This window comes from Nocardiopsis sp. EMB25, assembly GCF_026797795.1.
Lineage (GTDB): Bacteria > Actinomycetota > Actinomycetes > Streptosporangiales > Streptosporangiaceae > Nocardiopsis > Nocardiopsis lucentensis.
In genome coordinates this window covers 1,730,976-1,750,814 of sequence record NZ_JAMTDN010000001.1, presented here as the reverse complement: position 1 = coordinate 1,750,814, position 19,839 = coordinate 1,730,976, and the positions used below count along the sequence as shown (strand labels likewise).

The window sequence follows — 19,839 nt, the reverse complement described above, 5'->3', positions numbered from 1 at the left end:
GGATGACCTGGTGGAGGAGCACACTGGGAAAGGGCGTAAGCCGGTGGAAGCCGAGACTGTGACGGGCCTGACCCCACTGCTGGTCATCGTGACCGCCGCGGTGGTGGCGCCCCTGGTGGTCGACGTGCTCGGTCGCTGGGTGGTACTTCCCGGGGTCGTGTTGGAGATCGCGTTGGGCGTCCTCATCGGCCCGTCGGGGGTCGGTCTGGTCGAGGAGAACGACGTCATCACGGCGGCGTCCGGCATGGGGCTGGCCCTGTTGATGTTCATGGCCGGCTACGAGATCGACGTGTCCCGGGTGGGAGGGGGGACACTACGCCGTGCGGGGGCGGCGTGGGCGTGTGCGCTCGGTCTGGGGCTGGGTGCGGCCTGGCTGCTGCTCGGCTGGTCGCAGACGGCGCTGATCATCGGGCTGGCTCTGACCACCACGGCGCTTGGGACGGTCCTGCCCATCCTGCGCGACTCCGGGGTGCTCGACTCGGTGTTCGGCGCGCGGGTGCTGGCCTCGGGAACGGTGGGGGAGTTCGCGCCCATCGTGGTGATCGCTCTGCTGCTGAGCGGTTACCGGCCGCTGACCGGGTCGCTCCTGCTGCTGGCCTTCTTCGCCGTGGCCGTGCTGGCCGCCTGGCGGATGTCTCGGGGAACCTCCGCGCGGATACAACGGCTGGTCCGGGTGACCCTGGGTACCAGTACCCAGCTCGCGGTTCGGTTGTGCCTGCTGGTGGTGGTGTTCATGCTGTGGGTGTCCACGGTCCTGGGGTTGGACAGCGTCCTGGGGTCCTTCGCAGCGGGGATCATCGTCCGGGTGATGCTGTTCAACAACCACCCAGGGGAGGTTGAGGAGGTCGAGACGCGGATGACGGCCGTGTCCTACGGCGTGTTCATCCCGGTGTTCTTCGTGGTGACCGGGGTCCGGTTCGACCTGTCGGCGCTCGTGTCGGACTGGGGCGCGGTCGCGACCGTACCGATGTTCCTGCTCCTGTTCCTCCTCATACGTGGGCTTCCTGTGTGGTTCCTGTGTCGCAAGGGGTTGAGCGGTCATGAGGGGGTGGCACTGGCGTTGTTCTCCGCCACGGCGCTGCCCCTGCTCGTGGTGCTGACCACCATCGGAACGCGCGCCGGTGACATGAACTCGGCGCACGCCGCCGCGCTGGTCGGCGCGGGGATGCTCTCAGTGTTGATCTTTCCGCAGGTCGGCCTGGTGCTGGTTGGACGCGCACGGGTGCGGACGCACGCGGGTGAGCCCGCCGCGACGGACGGGTGACCGTGCTCGCGCCCGACCCGTACGGTGTCCGGATGCGGGAGCTCTTCTTCGGATCCCGCCACACCTGGATGTGGGTCCCCGGAGACAGGACGGGAAGGCCGCATGGAGGTGGTCCTGACGGGGGAGCACCGCCTCCGGTGCTTCCCCGCCTCTGGTCGGCACGACTGCGCGTCAGGCCGGGGTGAGCACGCAGAACTCGTTGCCCTCGGGGTCGGCCAGGACCGTCCACGGCACATCGCCCTGGCCGATGTCGATCTTGGTGGCGCCGAGCTCCTGCAGCCGGGCCACCTCCTCCGCCTGGTCGTCACCGGGGTACGGCCGCAGGTCGAGATGGACGCGGTTCTTCACGGTCTTCGCGTCGGGCGTGCGGAGGAATGTCAGGTACGGGCCGACGCCCTGAGCGGAGCGCAGCACCGCCTGATCGTCGGTCACCTCGTGCAGGGTCCAGTCCATCGCCTCGTCCCAGAACCGGGCCATCGCCCGAGGGTCAACGCAGTCGACCGCCACCGCGGCTATCGGTCCGGTATCCCGGTAGATCTCCCGAGGTTCCAGCACGCAGAACTCGTTGCCCTCGGGGTCGGCCAGGACCGTCCACGGCACATCCCCCTGGCCCACGTCAGCGGGCGTCGCTCCGAGATCCTCGAGGCGCGCGACCAACTCCGCCTGATGAGCCACGGAAGTGGTGGCGAGATCCACGCGCACACGGTTCCGCACCGTCTTGGGCTCCGGCACGGCGACGATGTCAAGGCAGACGGCGACGGGGTCCGGATAGACAAAGCCCTCAGGTTCCAGGTTGGTCACGCCGGGCCCCTCGCTGGAAAGGTCCCAGTCGAGCGCCTTCGCCCAGAACCCGCCGAGCGCGGAGTCATCCAGAGCACTCATGTGAATTTGAACAAGCCGAGTTGCCATGCCGCCGATCCTATGGCCGCGCGAACCAGGGAACCTGCCCGCGTCCACCTGCCGCGGGCGGGGTTCGTCCCTCGACGGTGGGGACCCGTTCCCCGGAGGAGGCCCACCGGGTCCGGGGCGTCACCGTCGCGCGGCCACCTCGGAACCGTGGGTCACCCGGATCTTGGACTGGCCGTGCGGGAGCTCCTCCCAGTCGTCCATGAACCGGGCGCGCAGCCCGTGCTTCTCCGCGAGCGCGACCAGGGTCGCGGTGCGGTAGTAGAAATCCTCCCTCAGCACATGGTGCGCCTCCTTCTCCGTGCGGCCGAAGGTGAAGTCGAACCAACCGTTCGGATGCAGGATGCGGCCGACGTGGGCGAAGCACTCCTCGATCACCTCGATCGGGGAGTGCGAGAAGACGCTGTGGGCGTGCACCACCGTGAAGTAGGCGTCGGGCAGGAAGGCGAAGGTCAGGTCCCGGACCGGTGTCAGCGTCGGCCTCTTGTCGCACAGGTCGAACTCGGCCACGGTGTCCTGCGCGGCGAAGAGGATGTCGGGCGAGATGTCGATGCCGTAGTAGTGGCCGGTGTCGAGGTAGCGGATGAACCGCCACCCCGCCCGCAGGTTGCCGCAGCCGATCTCCAGCATCCGGTCCCGCGTGGTCAGGCCGTGGGAGACCAGATAGTCGAACTGCATGGCGCCCAGCGCGAGCCATCTCTCCCGGCACGCGCTGCCGACGGCGGACTCGGGGCTCCTGGCGGTGTCCGACCTCATCACCGCCCGGTAGTAGGAGACGTGGTCGGGTGACCGGTACCGCAGCCAGGCGTCGCGTCCGGCCCTGCGAAGGTGGGCCGGGACCCGGCCCGGATGGCGGAGCGCGTAGGCGATCCTGTGGCTCAGCCGTGAGCGGTTCACGGTGAGGTTCTTCCGGGGCATCGTCGTCGGTCCCTTCTGCGGAGTCGTCTCCGGGGCGGCGGGCGTTCCGGAGCGCACGCGTGGACCGCCGACCTCCGCAGTGGTGATCGGCCCGAAATCACCCATACGAACACACAGGGTATCCATTCATGTGCGATTGGTAGGGGAAGGGGTGAACTTCGCGCGTGCCCCAGCCGCGGTAACCGGCGCGGGCACGTGAGTAGTCCTACTCAGGCGCCCCGGGGACGGAAGGACCACGATGGACGCATGAGCACCCCCAACACACGCCCCCGGTCCACGTCGCAGTTCTACCTCCAGTCGGTCATCGCCTTCGCCGTCTCCTCCCTGGGGGCGGGCGCGGGCATCGTCTACCTACCCGTCGACCTGTGGATGCGCGCCTTCCTCGGGATGAGCCTCCTGTTCGTCATCACCTCGACCTTCACCCTGGCCAAGTGCGTGCGTGACCGCCAGGAGGACGCGATCGCCGAGGAGATGGCTCAGCAGTACCAGCAGATGCCGGTCTGGAACGGCCAGGAGCCGATCCACCAGCACCAGTAGCCGGTTCGGCGCCGCCGGGGCCTGGCGGCGGCGCCGAACCCGAGCGCGTCAGCGGGCCAGACGCCGGGCGGAAGAGCGGCTCCGGCGCGCCCCTGGCGCGCCCCCTCGCGTCCCGCCCCGGTTCCGCCGCGCGACCGGCGCACCGGGGTTCGTCACCGGCCGTTCCGGGTCGGTTGGATGCGCAGGTCCTCCTCCGTCCGCTCGGTGCCGTCCGCTGCCAGGTAGCCCACGCGCACGGGTTCGCGGGAGGCGTCGTCGACCACCGACAGGGGTGCGCCGTCCGGCTTGAGGTACTTGGCCCCCCACTCCATCAGCGCGATGACGACGGGCGTCAGGTCACGCCCCTTCTGGGTGGGCACGTACTCGTACCGGGTGCGGCTGCCGGGTTCCTTGTAGGGCTCGCGGGTCAGCAGTCCGGCCTCGGTCAGGTGCTTGAGCCGGGCGGCGGCCACCGCCTCGGTGACGCCGACCCGGGTGACGAACAGATCGAAGCGGCGCACGCCGAACAGCAGTGCCTCGCGCATGATCAGCAGGGAGGAGCGGGGGCCGAGGACCTCCAGGGCACCAGCGATGGCGCACTCGGTGGGGCGCCAGGCGCGCGGGTCGGCCAGGGCGTGGTCCAGCTTGATCGTCATACCCCAGAGCCTAGTGAGCGAAGCAAGACCAGGGCCCGCCCGACCGGACCGCGGGGCGGGGAGTCCGCCTCGCGGAATCGGTTCCGGGCGCCGTGCCCGGCCACGGTGACGAGGGTGTCCGTGGTGGCCTTCCGAACGGTGCGGCGGTGGCACGCCGGTTCGGCGCCCGCGCGGGACCCGGATGTCCGTACTGGAGGGTGCCGTCAGGAGGCGGAGCGTGCCAGGACACCGCGCACGACGCGGCGCGCGTCGCGGCCGACCCCGCGCAGGCTGGCCGAGGAGTAGCTGCGCTGGAACTCCAGTCCCACGTACCCCAACGCCGGGACCGTGGTGGAGATCCCGCCGGAGTGCAGCGGGCCGCCGTCGGCGTCCAGGGCGCCGGTACCGTCCAGGTAGTCCAGAGCGGGCCGGTAGCCCGTGGCCAGCAGCACGGTGTCGACGGGCTCCGTGGCTCCGTCCGCCCACTCCACACGGTGTCCTCGCAGACGGGCGAAGAGCGGTCTGCGGTCGGGGTTGCCGGTGGCGAACGCCGCGCGGAACCGGCCGTCGTCGATCACCGGCGTGCGAACGCGTTCCCACAACCGGCCCACCGGGGCCGAGTCGACGCCCGTGACGGCACCCCACCAGTGGACGTCACGGCCCAGCGGGCGCTGGTCCACCCAGGCGATCGGTGACCGGCTGGAGAGGCTCACCCTGGCCACCCGCGCCAGCTCGACGGCGATCTCCACACCGGAGTTCCCGGCTCCCACGACCACGATCCGCTGCCCCTCGAAGGGTTCGGGGGAACGGTAGTCAGCCGAGTGGAGCACCGCGCCGGCGAACCCGCCCAGGCCCGGCAGCGCGGGGCGGTGCGGGCGGGTGAAGGTCCCCGACGCCGCGATGAGCGCGCGTGCGCGTCGCGAAGTGCCGTCCGCGGTGGAGACGGTGAAACCGTCACCGTCGTGTTCGACGCGGGTCACCTTCTGGCCGAAGTGAAAGTCGGCGTCCAGTCGGGCTGCGTAGTCGCGCAGGTAGGCCGCGACCTCGTCCCGGGAGGGGTAGGTGCGCGCACCGCCGGGCATCGCCCTGCCGGGGAGGGAGGCGTGGGGGGAGGGCGAGAACAGGGTCAGGCTGTCGTAGTAGTGCGGCCACGAACCCCCGGCCGTGTCCGCGGCCTCCAGCACTAGCGGGCGGATCCGACGTCGGTTGGCCGCTTGGACGGCGGCCAGCCCGGCCTCTCCGGCACCGATGACGACCATCGGGGACTCGGACATGAGGGATCCTCTCCGGCCTCGGGTGCGAGGGGAGGCTACCGGTCCCGCTCAGGCGCGCACAACCGCGGGTTCCGTTCCGGCGGGCGGGTCCTGGAGGTCGCGGCGCCGGCCTCGGGGGAGGCCGCACCCGCGGGCGGTCCCTCAGGCGGCGGAACCCCACCGGCACGGGTCGGCGGAGTACCGCTGGACGGACGAGCTGACTTGACATTTCCATAGTCAACACTCTAGCTTCCTGGCTATGCAAATCCATAGCCAGGATGTCGGTGAGACCACCCGACATGCCGTGTTCGCCCCGGACTGGGCCGGATTCGGCGGAACCCACGGGGGCCTGGTCGCCGCCCACCTGCTCCAGGCCGCCGTCGACGTCCACGGAGCGACCCCCCGCTCCGTCACCGTCCACCTCCTGGACCCCGTCCCGCCCGGAACCTTCGACATCCGCGTCCACACGCTGCGCGGCGGCCGCTCGGCCGCCTCGACCGCCACCATCGACGGCCTGGCCACCGCGCTCATCCGCCAGACCCACGGGCCGGACTCCCCACCGGCCGTCTGGCCACACCACGCCCCGCCCCCGACGAACCGGGCCGACCCCGACTCCCTCGACCGCTTCACCCCGCCCGAGGACATCGTGCGCTTCGGCCGCCACCTCGACATCCGCCCCCTCGGCGGCGCCCTCCCGCTCACCGCGGGAACCGAACCCGCCTACGAGGCCTGGGTGCGGCTGGCACCCGAGGCCACCGACATCGGCCACCTGGACGAGAACGCCACCCGCCTGATCCTCGTCGACGCCATGCCCCCGGGCCTGTTCGCCCTCTGGGACCGACCCGTCCCCGTGCCCACCCTCGAACTGTCCGTGCACCTGGCGCCCTGTCGGCCCGACGGGCCCTGGTACCTCATCCGTCACCGCACCGTCTGGGCGTCCGAGGACCTGTGCGTCGACGAGACCACCCTGCGCACCCGAGACGGCCACCTCGCCGCCCAGGGGCGCCAACTGCGCCGCCTCATCCAGACCTGACCCACACCCACCCGACCGCGAGGGACACCGCCATGCGAGAAGCCGTCATCGTCGACGCAGTCAGAACCCCCGTCGGCAAGGGCAAACCCACTGGGGCCCTGCACGAGGTCAACGCCGTGGACCTGCTCGCCCACAGCCTCCACGCCCTCATCGAACGCACCGGCCTGAACCCCGCCCTGGTGGACGACGTCATCGGCGGCGTGGTCACCCAGCACGGTGAGCAGGCCGCCAACATGACCCGACGCGCGCTCCTGGCCGCCGGGTTCCCCGAATCCGTGCCCGCCACCACCGTCGACCGCCAGTGCGGCAGCAGCCAACAAGCCGTCCACTTCGCCGCCCAAGGCGTCATCGCCGGCGCATACGACATCGCCGTCGCCGCCGGGGTCGAGTCGATGGGCCGCGTCCCCATGGGCGCCAACCTGGCCGGATCCGCCGACCCACTGGGGGAGGGCTTCGCCAAGCGCTACCCCGAGGGCCTGGTCGGACAGGGCATCGCCGCCGAACTCATCGCCGCGCGCTGGGGCATCTCCCGACAGCGGATGGACGAGTTCGCGCTCACCAGCCACGCCCGTGCCGCCGACGCCACCCGGCGCGGCGCGTTCGACGCCCAACTCGCCCCCGTCAACGGCCTCACCACCGACGAGGGCATCCGCGAGGGCGGCACTCCGGAGACGCTCGCAGCCCTGCCTCCCGCCTACCGCGACGACGCCACGGCCGCCCGGTTCCCACAGATCACCTGGGACGTCACCGCGGGCAACGCCAGCCCGCTCAGCGACGGCAGCGCCGCCGTACTCATCATGAGCGCCGACACCGCCACCGCCCTGGGCCTGACGCCCCTGGCCCGGCTGCACAGCTTCGCCCTGGCCGCGGACGACCCCCTCCACATGCTCACCGCGGTCATCCCCGCCACCCGCAAGGTCCTCGACCGCGCAGGGCTGTCCATGGACGACGTCGACCTGTTCGAGATCAACGAGGCGTTCGCGTCCGTCGTCCTGGCCTGGGCCGAGGAGACCGGCGCCGACCTGAACCGGGTCAACGTCAACGGCGGTGCCATCGCGATCGGGCACCCGCTCGGCGCCAGTGGCGCGAGGCTGATGACCACGCTCGTGCACGCTCTGCACGAGCACGGCGGCCGGTACGGACTCCAGGCCATGTGCGAGGCGGGAGGGCTGTCCAACGCCACCGTCGTCGAACGGCTTTGACCAGGGCACTCCCCGGGGCCGACCGGGTGGTCGGCCCCGCTCCGTCACCTCGTCAGGCGTTGGGGGGAAGAGCGGTCCCCGCGCCCCGCTGGCGCGCTTTGAGCAGGTCGTGCCGCTCCTTGGGCAGGGTCGGCTCCCCGGCCCCCTGCACCTCGAACCCCGCGTCCTCGATCATCTCCCGGTCGGCCTTGCCCGCCTGGCCCTCGCTCGTCAGGTAGTCGCCGAGGAAGATCGAGTTGGCGATGTGCAGGGCCATCGGCTGGAGGGAGCGCAGGTGGATCTCACGCCCGCCGGCCAGGCGCACCTCCACGTCCGGGAAGACGAAGCGGGCGGCGGCCACGATACGCAGGCAGCGCTGGGGGGTCAGCTCCCAGGTGCCCTCCAGGGGCGTTCCCTCGAAGGGCATGAGGAAGTTGACCGGCACCGAGTCCGGCTCCAGGTCGCGCAGGGCCAGGAGGGCGTCGATGAGGTCGTCGTCGCTCTCCTTCATCCCCGCGATCAGGCCCGAGCAGGGCGACAGGCCCGCGTGCTTGGCCTGCTCCACGGTCTCCACCCGGTCGGAGAACTCGTGGGTGGTGCAGATGTCGGCGTAGCGCTCCTCGGAGGTGTTGAGGTTGTGGTTGTAGGCGTCCACGCCCGCGTCGCGCAGGCGGTCGGCCTGCCCCTGGGAGAGCAGCCCCAGGCAGGCGCACACCTCGACCCCGGGGAACTCGGACTTGATGTCGGAGATGGTGGGGGCCAGGCGGTCGACATCGCGGTCGGTGGGGCCGCGCCCGCTGGCGACCAGGCACACCCGGCTGGCCCCGGCGTCGACGCCGGCGGAGACCGCCTCACGCGTCTGGTCGGGTTTGAGCCAGGTGTACTTGAGGGTGTCGGCCTCGGAACCGAGCCGCTGTGAACAGTAGAAGCAGTCCTCCGGGCACAGTCCACTCTTCATGTTCACGAGGTAGTTGAGCTTGACCCGGCGGCCGAAGTAGCGCAGCCGGACCCGGAACGCGGCGGCGACGAGGTCCATCAGGTCGTCGTCGGAGCTGCTCAGGACCTGGCGGAGTTCGTCGCGGGTGGGCGTCTCACGTCGGAGGGCCTTGTCGGCCAGAGAGTGGAAAGTCGTCACGGTGACGATCCTGGAGTGTTCCTCGCGCGGAGCGCATCCGTCGAACCCGCCAAAATCACGGCGCAAGTCTTGTGCACGCTGACTGTTTCCCCCGGGTCCGCTCCTTCCCGAAGCCGCTCTCACACCGGAGGGAAGGGCGCCCTTCCCCCGGGGAGGCGGCCAGGGTACCCGCGAGGCGGGATCGGTGCCAGAGCGACGTGCGCGGACGGCGGCGGAGCGCCGGCTCCGCCGCCCGACGGAAAACCGGTTGTCGCCTCCGTCGCCGGGCGGAAGACTGGCGGCCCATGATGGACGGCTTCCACCCCGAGAGCAGTTTCGGACCGGACACGGCGCGACACTACGACGACCACCTCCGTGGTGACGAGGAGGCCACGGCCTCCTTCCTGGCGAGATACGCGCGACACGGAAGGGCCCTGGAGTTCGCGATCGGGACCGGTCGTGTCGCGCTCCCCCTCGCGGAACGCGGTGTGCGGGTCGACGGCGTCGAACTCTCACCGCACATGGTGTCCAGGCTGCGCGAGAAGCCGGGAGGTGAGGGCCTCGACGTGATCGTCGGTGACATGGCCTCCCAGACCACCGGCAGGACCTACCCGCTCGTGTACCTCGTCTTCAACACCGTCTACAACATCCTGACCCAGGAGGGTCAGATCGCGTGCTTCCGGAACGCCGCCCGCCACCTGGACGAGGACGGGGTGTTCGTGGTCGAGGCCGCCCCGCCCTGGGCGTGGATCCGGGGTGAGCAGTTCGTCAACGTCGAGCGCGTCACCGCGGGCGCGGTGACCCTCGACGTGAACCGGTACGACCACGCCACGCAGATCCTCGACGAGAACCACGTGCGCCTCGGCTCCGACGGTATCGACATGGCTCCCATCTCCTGCCGCCTGATCTGGCCGTCGGAGATGGACCTCATGGCCCGACTGGCCGGCCTGCGCCTCGTCGACAGGTCGGGGGGATGGAACGGGGAGCGGTTCGACGCCTCCAGCCCCTTCCACGTCAGCGTCTACGGCGCGGCCTGACCGGGGCGTCCCGAGCGAACCGAACGGAGACACACATGGACCAGCGCCCCCTGCTGTTCGTCGACGTCGACGGCCCCCTCAATCCCTACGCCCGAAGCCGCCGGAGCGCCTACCGCGACGGCTACCGGAAGTGGAGGGCGAACGGGTTCGAGGTACTGCTCAAACACGGGCACGGGGCCGCTCTGACCGCGCTGCCCTACGAACTCGTGTGGGCCACCACGTGGGGGCACGAAGCCAACGTCCACATCGCGCCCCGCATCGGCCTTCCGAAGCTTCCCGTGTGCGAGTTCCCGGTGACCGGGAACCACGCGCCCGGTCTGCACGCCAAGACCCCCGGCATCGTGGAGTACGCCGGCGGGCGGCCGTTCGCGTGGGTGGACGACGAGATCACCCGCGCCGACCGGGACTGGGCCGACATGTGGCACCCGGGACCGGTGCTCCTGCACAGAGCGGACCCGGCCAGGGGGCTCACGGCGAAGGACTTCGAGGTGTTGGCGGAGTGGGTGGTGCCCGGATGGAGGCGGGAAGGGGCCACGTGACCGTCACCCGCCCGCGCCCACCGCGTACTCACCCGCCTCCTCCCGTCCCCGGGGCGGACGACGGCACGGCCGCGCACGTCACCAAGAGGGACGATGCCCGCACAGGGGGCATACCGGATACGCTGGGCACCAGCTCGGCACCCACACCAGGTCGGGGCGGCCTCATAGCCGACGCCGGTGACACCGTTCGGGGCGTGTTCACTCGGGTCCGGCCCACACCGTCAGGAGTGGAACCGGAGCGAAGGTCCCGGGCGCCCCTCGGTCGCACCGGGTGGGCCACGAGCTTCCGACCCCTCTACCTCGGATTTCCCTGATGCGCCTGCTGTTGATCGACAACCACGACTCCTACACCTACAACCTCCACCAGCTGTTGGCGCGCGTGCTGGGCGAGTCCCCCGAGGTGCTCACGAACGACGACGCCCGCTGGGACTGCCTGGACCCCGCCGCCCTCGACGCCGTGGTGGTCTCCCCGGGCCCCGGACGCCCGCACAACCCCCGTGACCTGGGCCGGGTGCCCGAACTGCTGGCCCACACCCACCTCCCGGTCCTGGGCGTGTGCCTGGGCCACCAGGCCATCGCCCACCTGGCCGGAGCCGACGTCACCGCCGCCCCCGTCCCGCGCCACGGCCACCTCACCCGGGTCCGGCACACCGGACGCGGCCTCTTCGAGAAGCTGCCCCAGGACCTGACCGCCGTGCGCTACCACTCCCTGGCCGTCCCCGAACCGCTCCCCGCACCGCTGACCGCCACCGCCTGGGCCGAGGACGGCGTGGTCATGGGCCTGGAGCACCGGGAACTCCCGCGCTGGGGCGTACAGTTCCACCCCGAGTCGATCGCCAGCGACGCCGGAGCCGACCTGGTCGCCAACTTCCTGCGGCTGGCCCGCCCCCTCGCGCGGACGGGGACCGCCGCACGAGGGCGCACCACCCCCGGAGCCGTCCCGACCCTGGACGGCGCCGTGTCCGCCGCCACCGGACGGCCCCGAAGACCCGCCGTGCCCGAACCGCCCGCACCCCGTGTACACGTCCTCGACCACGCCGTGGACACCGAGGCCGCCTTCGCCCACCTGTACGGCGCCGCCGAGTACGCGTTCTGGTTGGACAGCTCCCGCCCCGAGGGGCCCGCACGCTTCTCCTTCCTCGGCGCCGCCACCGGCGAGATCCTCACCTACCGCGTCGGCGACGGCGAGGTCCGCGTCCGTGACGTCGACGGCGCCGAGCGGCGCGAACCCGGCACGATCTTCGACGCGCTCGACCGCCGCACCCGCCCCACCGCCCCCACCGGCCTGCCGTTCGACTTCACCGGCGGACACGTGGGCTACTTCGGCTACGAACTCAAAGCCGACTGCGGCGCCGACAACGCCCACACCTCGCCCACCCCCGACGCGGTGTGGATGCGCTGCGACCGCTTCGTCGCCGTCGACCACGCCGAGGGACGCGCCTACGTCGTCCACGACGACAGCGACGGCGCCCGCGCCTGGGCCGGACACACCCTCGACGCGCTCTCCGCCCTGCCCGCCCCACCCCCTCCCGCGCCCCCCGGACCGGCCGTGGACCTCGGCGCCCACCTGGAGCGACCCCACGGGGACTACGTCACCGACGTCAAGGAGTGCCTGGGACACCTCACCGAGGGGGAGAGCTACGAGATCTGCCTGACCAACCGGGTCCGGCTCCTCGACGACACCTCCGACGACGACCTGGACCTGTACCGGCGCCTGCGCGCCGCCAGCCCGGCCCCCTACGCCGCCCTGCTGCGCCTGGGCCCGGTGAGCGTCCTGAGCGCCTCGCCCGAACGCTTCCTTCGCGTGGACGGGGACCGGGTGGCCGAGAGCCGCCCCATCAAGGGCACCGCGCCCCGCCACGCCGACCCCGACACCGACCGCCGCGCCGCCGAGGAGCTGCGCACGGGCGCCAAGACCCGCGCAGAGAACCTCATGATCGTCGACCTGCTCCGCAACGACCTGGGCCGGGTGTGCGAGGTCGGCAGTGTGCAGGTGCCCGCGTTCATGTACACGGAGTCCTACGCCACCGTCCACCAGCTGGTCTCCACGGTGCGGGGGCGGCTGCGGCCGGACGTGACCACTCTGGACGCCGTCCGGGCCTGTTTCCCGGGCGGGTCGATGACCGGTGCGCCCAAGCTGCGGACGATGGAGATCATCGACCGGTTGGAGTCGTCCGCGCGGGGTGTGTACTCCGGTGCGCTGGGTTATCTGTCGCACGCGGGTACCGCCGACCTGAGCATCGTCATCCGTACCGCGGTGCGCTCCGGCGGGGAGCTGACGATCGGGGCGGGTGGCGCGATCGTGCTGGACTCCGACCCCGAGGACGAGTACGAGGAGATGCTGCTCAAGGCCGCCGTGCCCGCCCGCGTCCGCTGACCCTCCGGGTGGGGGGGCGTGTTCAGCGGCGTCCGTCGACCCTGGCCGCCGCCGCGCCGAAGGCCCAGGGGTCGCCCTCACACCGGGCGATGAAGTCCCCGGGGAAGCCCACCTCGAAGTCGGCGGCCGCCTCCAGCCGCAGACGGGCCTCCTCGGGCAGGACGACGTCGACCGACCCGAGGTTCTCGGCGAGCTGGTCGACCCCGCTGGCCCCCACGATCGGGTGGACGAAGCGCCACCGCGCACGCGTCCAGGCGAGCGCCACCTGCGCCGGCGCGGCCCCGAGCTCGTCGGCGACCTCGCGCACCGCCCGGGCGACCGCGTGGTCGCGCGGGGAGAGGGCGCCCGGGTCGACCCGGGCGCCCTCGGGGACGTCCTCCCGGTCGGTGAACTTGCCCGACAGGACGCCTCCGGCCAGCGGCCCCCAAGCGGCCACCGTCATCCCGAACGCCTCGGCCATCGGCAGCAGCTCCCGTTCGGCGTCGCGTCTGAGCAGGTGGTAGGGGATCTGCAGGCCCGCGAAGGGGGTCCATCCGCGCCACTCCGCCAGGGTGTTGGCGTGGGCGGTCAGCCAGGCCGGGGCGTCGGAGATCCCCACGTACAGGACCTTGCCCTCGCGAACGGCGTCGTCCAGTGCCCGCATGGTCTCCTCGACGGGGGTGTGCCGGTCCCACAGGTGGACCCAGTACAGGTCGACGTGGTCGGTGCGCAGCCGGCGCAGGCTGCGTTCGAGGGACAGGCGGAGGTTCTTGCGGTGGTTGCCCGCCGCGTTGGGGTCGTCGGCGTCCCGCGAGAGCGTGTACTTGGTGGCGAGCACGAAGCGGTCGCGCTGGCCGGTGAGCAGCTCGCCGAGGATGTCCTCGCTGTCACCGTAGGCCGAGGCGGTGTCGACGACGTTGCCCCCGGCGTCGGCGTAGGCGCGCAGGATCGCGTCGTATCCGCGCACGGTCTCGGGACCGCCGCGCTGGTAGAAGGTCATGGCGCCGAAGAACAGTTCGGACACGCGCAGGCCGGTCCGGCCCAGCAGTCGGTAGCGCAAGGAAGGTGCCTTCCGTCTCTCGTCGTGGTGGGGCTCTCTCCGCGCGGGGGAGCGCGGTCATGCGCTCTCGCCGCGTGTCGTCACGGCTTCGACCCTGGCAGGGCGGTCCGTTCCCGGGGAGGCCGCCGTGGGACTGGCCCTCCCGGAGCCACCCTCGGCGCGGAGCGGTCGGGGCGCGGGGGCGGGCACGTTCTAGACTCCACCCATGCCAGACAACGGGTTGGGCGCCTTCCTGCGCTCCCGCCGAGAGGCCGTGACCCCCGCCGACGCGGGGATTCCCTCCGGTCCCCGCCGCCGTACCCCCGGGCTCCGCCGTGCCGAACTGGCCACGCTCTCCGGGGTCAGCGTCGAGTACCTCACCCGTCTGGAGCAGGGGCGCGACCGCCGTCCCTCTCCGGAGGTCGTCGAGGCGCTCTCCGACGCGCTGGGTCTGTCCGGTGACGAACGGGTCCACATGCACCGGCTCGCCAAGGCCGGTACCGGCGGCGTGTGCCCGGGCGGGCCACCGCCGCGCGCGGTGCGTCCCACGGTGCGCGCCGTCCTGGACCGGCTCGAACCGGGACCGGCGCTGGTGGTCAACAGCCTGGGTGACGTGCTCGCGTTCACGGCGGGGTTCGCCCGGCTGGCCGGCCCGCCGGGGCTGCTGGAACCGGCAGTGCCCAACCTCGCCCGGTACGTGTTCACCGATGACCGCGCCACGGCCGCCTTCCCCGACTGGGACGCCGTCGCCGACGAGCGGGCCGCCGACCTCAGGGCGGCCGCGTCCCTGGGCGACGGCCACGCCGCGTCGCTCGCCGAGGAGCTGGCCCGGACCGCCGGAGCGCGGTTCCGCGACCGGTTCGAGGGTTCGGCCGCCCTTCCCCACCGCACGGGCGTCGAACGGTGGGCGCACCCCGAGGCGGGGGAGCTGTCGCTGGCCTACGAGAGCCTCGACCTGCCGGACACCGACGGACAGAGGCTGGTCGTCCAGTTGCCCGCCGACGGGGTGACCTCGGCACGGCTCGCCCTGCTGTGAGGCCGGCGGATCCCGACCGGCCACGGTCCGCGACGCGTCGAAAACCGTTTGCCCTCCGCGTCGCGAAGACGCCAGGCTGACGGCCATGCAGTTCCCCAGACACCAGATCCGCGCCCGGTTCACCGATGAGACGGTCACCGTGTACCAGGCCTACGCACCCGCCATCGGCGGGCCCGCCGCGCGGGAGGGCCGCTTCCCGTCGGCGTGGAAGCGCGACCGGATGAGCTGGATCAAGCCGTCGTACCTCTGGATGGCGTATCGGTGCGGGTGGGGCCGTAAGAAGGACCAGGAGACCGTCCTGGCCGTGGAGGTCACCCGCGCCGGGTTCGAGTGGGCGCTGCGCAACGCCTGCCTGTCGCACTTCGACCCCCGGGTCCACCCCGACCGCGACGCCTGGCGCGAGCGGCTCCGGACGAGCCCCGCGCGGGTGCAGTGGGACCCCGAGCGCGACCTGCACCTGCGCCCGCTCGACCACCGCTCCCTCCAGTTGGGGCTGTCCGGGCAGGCGTCCCACCGCTACGCCGACGAGTGGATCTCGCGTATCACCGACGTCACGCCCCTCACACACGAGATCCACGCCCTGGTGCGCGCTGGCGACCTGGAGGGGGCCGCCGGACTACTGCCCGACGAGCGCCCCTACCCGGTGCCGGAAGGGCTGCTGGACCACCTGGTCCCCGACGTCACTCGAACACCGGCTCGCTCTCACGCACCAGACGCCAGTTGACGGTGTGGAACCCCGCCGGGTCGATGGTCCCGCTCGCGGTGGCGTAGTCGATCAGCGCCTGGCGCACCTCCGCCTGACGGTTGTAGACCACCGGCGCGTCCACGATGTGGGGGAAGTTCCCGCCCCCGGACTGCCGGTAGTTGTTCACCGCCATCACGAACCGCCGGTCGTCGGCCACCTCCCGGCCGTCCAGGGTGAGCGAGGTGATCCGTTCGCCCTCCGGGCGGGAGATGTCGATCTCGTACTCCAGGCCAGCGATCTGGTCGAAGTTGTAGTCCGGGGTCCCGCCCGCGTTGGTGATGGCCTCCGGATCGACCGCCGCATCCGGGGCGACCCTCGCGAAGTAGCGCGCCGAGTGCTCCAGGTAGTCGCGCACCTGGGCTCCGGTCAGCTCGCTGGCCAGCAGCGTGTTGTCGTAGATGTACAAACCGGCCATGTCCCGAATGCTGACGTCCCCGGCGGGGAAGACCGCCGACCGGCTGAACGGCGCCGCGATCGAGATGACCGGCAGGTCGCCCTCGGGGGTGCCCTCCAGCGCCGCGCGGACCGTCTCGATCTGCACGTGCTGGATGTAGTCCACGATCGCGGTGTCGCGCCAGCACGCCTCGGCCGCGCTCAGCTCCTCCACCGACGTGGCGATCACCTGGTTGACGTAGGACACCGCCGTGGCGTGCTGGTCCTCCACGGCCGCCACGATCCGCGGGTCCTCCTCGACCGTGTTGGCGTTGAGGGCCACCGCGCTCTTGGACACCACCCGCCAACGTCCCCGCTCGCGGCGCAGCGCCAGGTCCATGACCGACAGTCGGCGCCCCCAGTACGACGGCATCGACATGAGCACCCGCTCGCCGGTGACCCGGTTGGTCACGAACCGTTCGGGGACGTCGCGGTGGGCGTGTCCGAACAGGATCGCGTCGATGCCGGGGACCTGCTCGGCGACCATCGCGGAGGCGTTCTCCACCGGGAGGCCGTCCCCGTAGGAGGAGGTGCCGCTGTCCCCGGAGTGGGCGCTGACGATGACGACGTCGGCGCCCCGTGCCCGCATGACCGGCACCCAGTGGGCGGCGGTCTCCACCAGGTCGCGGAACTCCAGCTTGCCCTCGACGTGGCGCTTGTCCCACAGGATGGAGCCGGGGTTGGTCAGCCCGAGCACACCGACCGTCAGCGGCTGCGTGCCCGGCTTGTTCGTGGTCTGCACGTGCATGCGCTTGAGGACGTAGGGGCGGTAGGCCGGGTCGTCGGTGCCGTGGTGGACGGCGTTGGCGCCCAGCACCGGGGCGTCCATCTGCTCGATCCAGGCGGCCAGGTGGTCGACGCCGTAGTTGAACTCGTGGTTGCCCAGGGCCACCGCGTCGTATCCGACGGCGTTCATCGCGCGCGCCATCGGGTGGATCTGGCCGGTCTCGGTGAACGGTTCGACGGTGTTGTAGTAGGTGACCAGGGAGGAGCCCTGGATGGTGTCGCCGGAGTCGAACAGCAGGGTGTTGCCGCGGCCGCGCTCGGCGCGGATCTGCTCGATGAGGCTGGACGCCTTGGCGATGCCGATGTGGTCTCCGGCGGAGTCGGCGTACTCCGCGTCGCGGAAGTAGTCCCAGTTGAGGCAGTACCCGTGCAGGTCGGATGTGCCCATCACGGTGATCAGGGCGTCCCTGGCGGAGGACGCGGCGGCGGTGTCGGGCCATCCGGCCACCGCCAGCGCGCTCGCGGCGCTCAGCGCGCCGATGGCGCCGCGTCGGGACAGCGGGGAGTCCTCGGCCATGGGGGCCACCTCCGGGGTGTGGGGGTTGTCAACTGCTGGTCTTCAAGATCACAGAAGTGAGCGTAAGAACGTTCAAGTGAGCGCTATGATCATGGTGTGAATCTGACGGAGTGGGCGAGGGCGCAGGGCGTCCATCCACAGACCGCGTACCGCTGGTTCCGTGAGGGGACGCTACCGGTACCGGCCAAGCGGGTCGGCCCACGCACGATCCTGGTGAACTCGGAGGCGAACACCGCCCCTGAAACGGTCGGTGGCACGGGTCTGTACGCCCGCGTCTCCTCACACGACCAGAAGGCCGACCTGGAGCGCCAGGTCGCACGGTTGTCGGAGTGGGCCGCGGCCGCCGGGCATCGTGTGGTGCGTGTGGAATCCGAGATCGCCTCCGGCATGAACGGAACACGACCGAAGGCCAGGCGGCTTCTGGCCGACCCCACCGTGACCACCGTGGCGGTGGAGCACAAAGACCGGCTCGGCCAGATGAACGTCGAACTCGTCGAAGCCGCCCTGTCCGCGACCGGCCGCCGCCTCGTCGTCCTCGATGACGGCGAGGTCGAAGACGACCTGGTACACGACATGGTCGAGGTGCTGACGTCGTTCTGCGCCCGCCTGTACGGGCGCCGGTCGGCGAGGAACCGTGCCCGCAAGGCCTTGGAAGCCGCCGAGCATGGCTGAGAAGACACAGATGCGGCAGATCGCACGCCCGTTCGTCGCCAACGGCCCGTCCGGGGTGTCGATCCGTGACCGCCTCAAGGACCTCACCCCGCAAGATGAGAAGGTGCTGCGGGCCGTGGGCGAGCACATGGGCCGGTTGGCCTCCCGTGATCTGGCCCGCAGGTGCGTCCACGGGCGGGAGCACTCCACCGACACGTGGGCCGAGCGCAAGAGGGAGCTGACGGCCGACTCCACCGCGCGGTGGGCCGGGGCGGTCACCAAGGCCACACACGACCAGTGGGGGTTGTCCCGCCGCGCCCAGCACCAGCACCTCCAGTCGTTGGACGCCGGCATCCGCACAATCCGGCATCGGCTGTCCCTGCCCGTCGGGGAGAAGGGCAGCCGGGGCAAACCCGGTGGCTACCGCAGCAAGCACGAGTGGTTCCACAAAACCCGTCGGCTGGCGATCCTCGAAAACCGCTACGAGCAGGTGCGCGCCGACCACGAATCTGGGCGCGTGTCGGTGGTGCGGGGCACAAGACGGCTGCTCACACAGCGGCACAACCTCGTCGCCGCCGACAGGACCGAGGTCCAGTGGCGCGCCGAGTGGGAGGCTGCCCGCCACTTCCTGACCGCCGACGGCGAATCCGGCAAACGGTACGGCAACGAGACGATCCGCGTTACCCCGGACGGTCGGATCAGCATCAGGCTCCCGGCCCCGCTCGCATATCTGGCCAACGCCGGGCACGGCCGGTACGTCTTGACCGCGAAGGTGGCGTTCCCGCATCGGGGTGATGAGTGGCTCGACCGCATCGAAGCCAACCGTGCCGTGGCCTACCGCATCCACCGTGACGCGCGGCGGGGGCGCTGGTACCTCGATGCGTCCTGGACTCGCAAGGGCCTGCCCGTCGTACCGATGGACACGCTGCGGTCCGGGGGTGTGGTCGGCGTGGACACCAACGCCGACCACCTGGCCGCCTGGCGGCTGGACACCCACGGCAACCCTGTGGGGGCACCGCGCCGGTTCGACTACGACATGTCTGGCACTGCCACCCGTCGTGACGCACAGCTCAGGCACGCGCTTACCCGTCTGCTGCATTGGGTCAAGGCGTATGGTGTGCGGGCCATCGCGATCGAGGATCTCGACTTCACCAACTCGAAAACCCGTGAGAGGCACGGCCGCCGTAAACGGTTCCGGCAACTCATTTCCAGCATTCCCGCCGGCAGGCTCCGCGCACGCCTGCTGAGCATGTGCGCCGAGACCGGTATCGGCGTGATCGCGGTCGATCCCGCCTACACCAGTAGGTGGGGCACCCAGCACTGGCAAAAGCCCCTGTCCAGGTCCAAGCGTCTCGTGAGCCGCCACCAGGCCGCGAGTGTGGCGATCGGACGACGCGCCCTCGGGCACCGGATCAGGCGACGGACGGAACCGCCCCGTACCCACCAGAGCGATGGGCGCGGGCATCGGACCGTCCAGGCCAGAACCGGCACTCGAAGGCGCGAGGAACACCGCCCCCGCGTAGTCGGACCACGGACACGATCCACTGGTACTGGACGCGGGCCGAATGCGGTGAACCAGGACGCCCAAGACCGTTCGGGGCGCCCGGCTGAGTGTGGGTTCTGGCAACAGGGCTCACTCCCACTCAGTCTTTAGGCACGGTCACGAAGTCACCCAGGTTAGGGATCCCGGTGGTGTGACGGAAGTGGGCGCGTGTGAACGAACGGTGCACGTTCCACACCCGCGAGGTGCCGACACCGCAGATCGGCGGCGGTCGCCCCGGGGCCGGAGCTCCACCCAGCGCTCGGAGAATCCGGTTGGACGGCGACACGGACCCGGGCCACGCTGGTCTCCCCGAAGGGCGCGCAAACCGGTGGAGGGCA

The 19,839-nt window shown here is 71.3% G+C and carries 18 protein-coding genes; 11 read left to right on the top strand and 7 right to left on the bottom strand.

Going from position 1 to position 19,839, the window contains the following annotated elements; translation table 11 throughout:
• The first annotated feature begins 43 nt into the window (after positions 1-43).
• Complete coding sequence (locus KIK06_RS07580; RefSeq protein WP_268642569.1) at positions 44-1,264, top strand: cation:proton antiporter; 1,221 nt, start codon at positions 44-46, stop codon at positions 1,262-1,264.
• Positions 1,265-1,435: 171 nt separating this feature from the next.
• On the opposite strand, the gene KIK06_RS07575 is transcribed toward KIK06_RS07580, so the two are convergent.
• Positions 1,436-2,146, bottom strand: coding sequence for a VOC family protein (locus tag KIK06_RS07575; protein ID WP_268642568.1), 711 nt, complete (start codon positions 2,144-2,146; stop codon positions 1,436-1,438).
• Between the two features lie 147 nt (positions 2,147-2,293).
• Complete coding sequence (locus tag KIK06_RS07570; protein ID WP_268642567.1) at positions 2,294-3,088, bottom strand: class I SAM-dependent methyltransferase; 795 nt, start codon at positions 3,086-3,088, stop codon at positions 2,294-2,296.
• Between the two features lie 246 nt (positions 3,089-3,334).
• On the opposite strand from KIK06_RS07570, the gene KIK06_RS07565 reads away from it, so the two are divergent.
• Complete coding sequence (locus KIK06_RS07565) at positions 3,335-3,625, top strand: YiaA/YiaB family inner membrane protein (protein ID WP_017597541.1); 291 nt, start codon at positions 3,335-3,337, stop codon at positions 3,623-3,625.
• Between the two features lie 152 nt (positions 3,626-3,777).
• Here the strand turns inward: KIK06_RS07565 and KIK06_RS07560 are convergent, their stop codons facing one another.
• Together KIK06_RS07560 and KIK06_RS07555 are read right to left on the bottom strand one after the other, a co-directional pair.
• Positions 3,778-4,260, bottom strand: a complete 483-nt coding sequence (locus tag KIK06_RS07560) for a winged helix-turn-helix transcriptional regulator (protein WP_268642566.1) — start codon at positions 4,258-4,260, stop codon at positions 3,778-3,780.
• 203 nt (positions 4,261-4,463) lie between these two features.
• A complete protein-coding gene (locus tag KIK06_RS07555; RefSeq protein WP_017597543.1) occupies positions 4,464-5,513 on the bottom strand; it encodes a flavin-containing monooxygenase in 1,050 nt (349 codons plus the stop codon).
• Between the two features lie 238 nt (positions 5,514-5,751).
• Here KIK06_RS07555 and KIK06_RS07550 point away from each other — a divergent pair, with 238 nt between their 5' ends.
• Together KIK06_RS07550 and KIK06_RS07545 are read left to right on the top strand one after the other, a co-directional pair.
• A complete protein-coding gene (locus KIK06_RS07550; RefSeq protein WP_268642565.1) occupies positions 5,752-6,525 on the top strand; it encodes an acyl-CoA thioesterase in 774 nt (257 codons plus the stop codon).
• Between the two features lie 32 nt (positions 6,526-6,557).
• Positions 6,558-7,727, top strand: coding sequence for a thiolase family protein (locus KIK06_RS07545; protein ID WP_268642564.1), 1,170 nt, complete (start codon positions 6,558-6,560; stop codon positions 7,725-7,727).
• A 52-nt stretch (positions 7,728-7,779) separates the two neighbouring features.
• Here KIK06_RS07545 and bioB read toward each other — a convergent pair whose 3' ends face one another.
• Entirely contained in the window at positions 7,780-8,841 is a 1,062-nt protein-coding gene (bioB, locus tag KIK06_RS07540; RefSeq protein ID WP_268642563.1) for a biotin synthase BioB, read from the bottom strand.
• A 284-nt stretch (positions 8,842-9,125) separates the two neighbouring features.
• Here bioB and KIK06_RS07535 point away from each other — a divergent pair, with 284 nt between their 5' ends.
• The 3 genes from KIK06_RS07535 (at position 9,126) to pabB (ending at position 12,773) form a co-directional block, all read left to right on the top strand.
• On the top strand, positions 9,126-9,857 hold the full coding sequence (locus tag KIK06_RS07535) for a class I SAM-dependent DNA methyltransferase (RefSeq protein WP_017597547.1): 732 nt from the start codon (positions 9,126-9,128) through the stop codon (positions 9,855-9,857).
• 35 nt (positions 9,858-9,892) lie between these two features.
• The gene (locus KIK06_RS07530) at positions 9,893-10,396 is read left to right on the top strand and encodes a hypothetical protein (RefSeq protein ID WP_268642562.1); all 504 of its coding nucleotides are present in this window, start codon (positions 9,893-9,895) and stop codon (positions 10,394-10,396) included.
• Positions 10,397-10,709: 313 nt separating this feature from the next.
• A complete protein-coding gene (gene pabB, locus KIK06_RS07525; protein ID WP_268642561.1) occupies positions 10,710-12,773 on the top strand; it encodes an aminodeoxychorismate synthase component I in 2,064 nt (687 codons plus the stop codon).
• A gap of 22 nt (positions 12,774-12,795) precedes the next feature.
• On the opposite strand, the gene KIK06_RS07520 is transcribed toward pabB, so the two are convergent.
• Complete coding sequence (locus KIK06_RS07520) at positions 12,796-13,812, bottom strand: aldo/keto reductase (protein WP_268642560.1); 1,017 nt, start codon at positions 13,810-13,812, stop codon at positions 12,796-12,798.
• Positions 13,813-14,017: 205 nt separating this feature from the next.
• Between KIK06_RS07520 and KIK06_RS07515 the strand changes: the two genes are divergently transcribed.
• Together KIK06_RS07515 and KIK06_RS07510 are read left to right on the top strand one after the other, a co-directional pair.
• A complete protein-coding gene (locus KIK06_RS07515) occupies positions 14,018-14,827 on the top strand; it encodes a helix-turn-helix transcriptional regulator (protein ID WP_268642559.1) in 810 nt (269 codons plus the stop codon).
• A gap of 85 nt (positions 14,828-14,912) precedes the next feature.
• Positions 14,913-15,551, top strand: coding sequence for a DUF4291 domain-containing protein (locus KIK06_RS07510; protein WP_268642558.1), 639 nt, complete (start codon positions 14,913-14,915; stop codon positions 15,549-15,551).
• Here KIK06_RS07510 and KIK06_RS07505 read toward each other — a convergent pair.
• The gene (locus KIK06_RS07505) at positions 15,508-17,307 is read right to left on the bottom strand and encodes a bifunctional metallophosphatase/5'-nucleotidase (protein WP_268642557.1); all 1,800 of its coding nucleotides are present in this window, start codon (positions 17,305-17,307) and stop codon (positions 15,508-15,510) included. The genes KIK06_RS07510 and KIK06_RS07505 overlap by 44 nt on opposite strands.
• Before the next feature lie 96 nt (positions 17,308-17,403).
• On the opposite strand from KIK06_RS07505, the gene KIK06_RS07500 reads away from it, so the two are divergent.
• Together KIK06_RS07500 and KIK06_RS07495 are read left to right on the top strand one after the other, a co-directional pair.
• Entirely contained in the window at positions 17,404-17,979 is a 576-nt protein-coding gene (locus tag KIK06_RS07500; protein WP_268642556.1) for an IS607 family transposase, read from the top strand.
• Positions 17,972-19,612: a transposase gene (locus KIK06_RS07495; RefSeq protein ID WP_268642555.1), complete on the top strand. Its 1,641-nt coding sequence runs from the start codon at positions 17,972-17,974 to the stop codon at positions 19,610-19,612. Before KIK06_RS07500 ends, KIK06_RS07495 begins: the two co-directional genes overlap by 8 nt.
• The last annotated feature ends 227 nt before the right edge of the window (positions 19,613-19,839 follow it).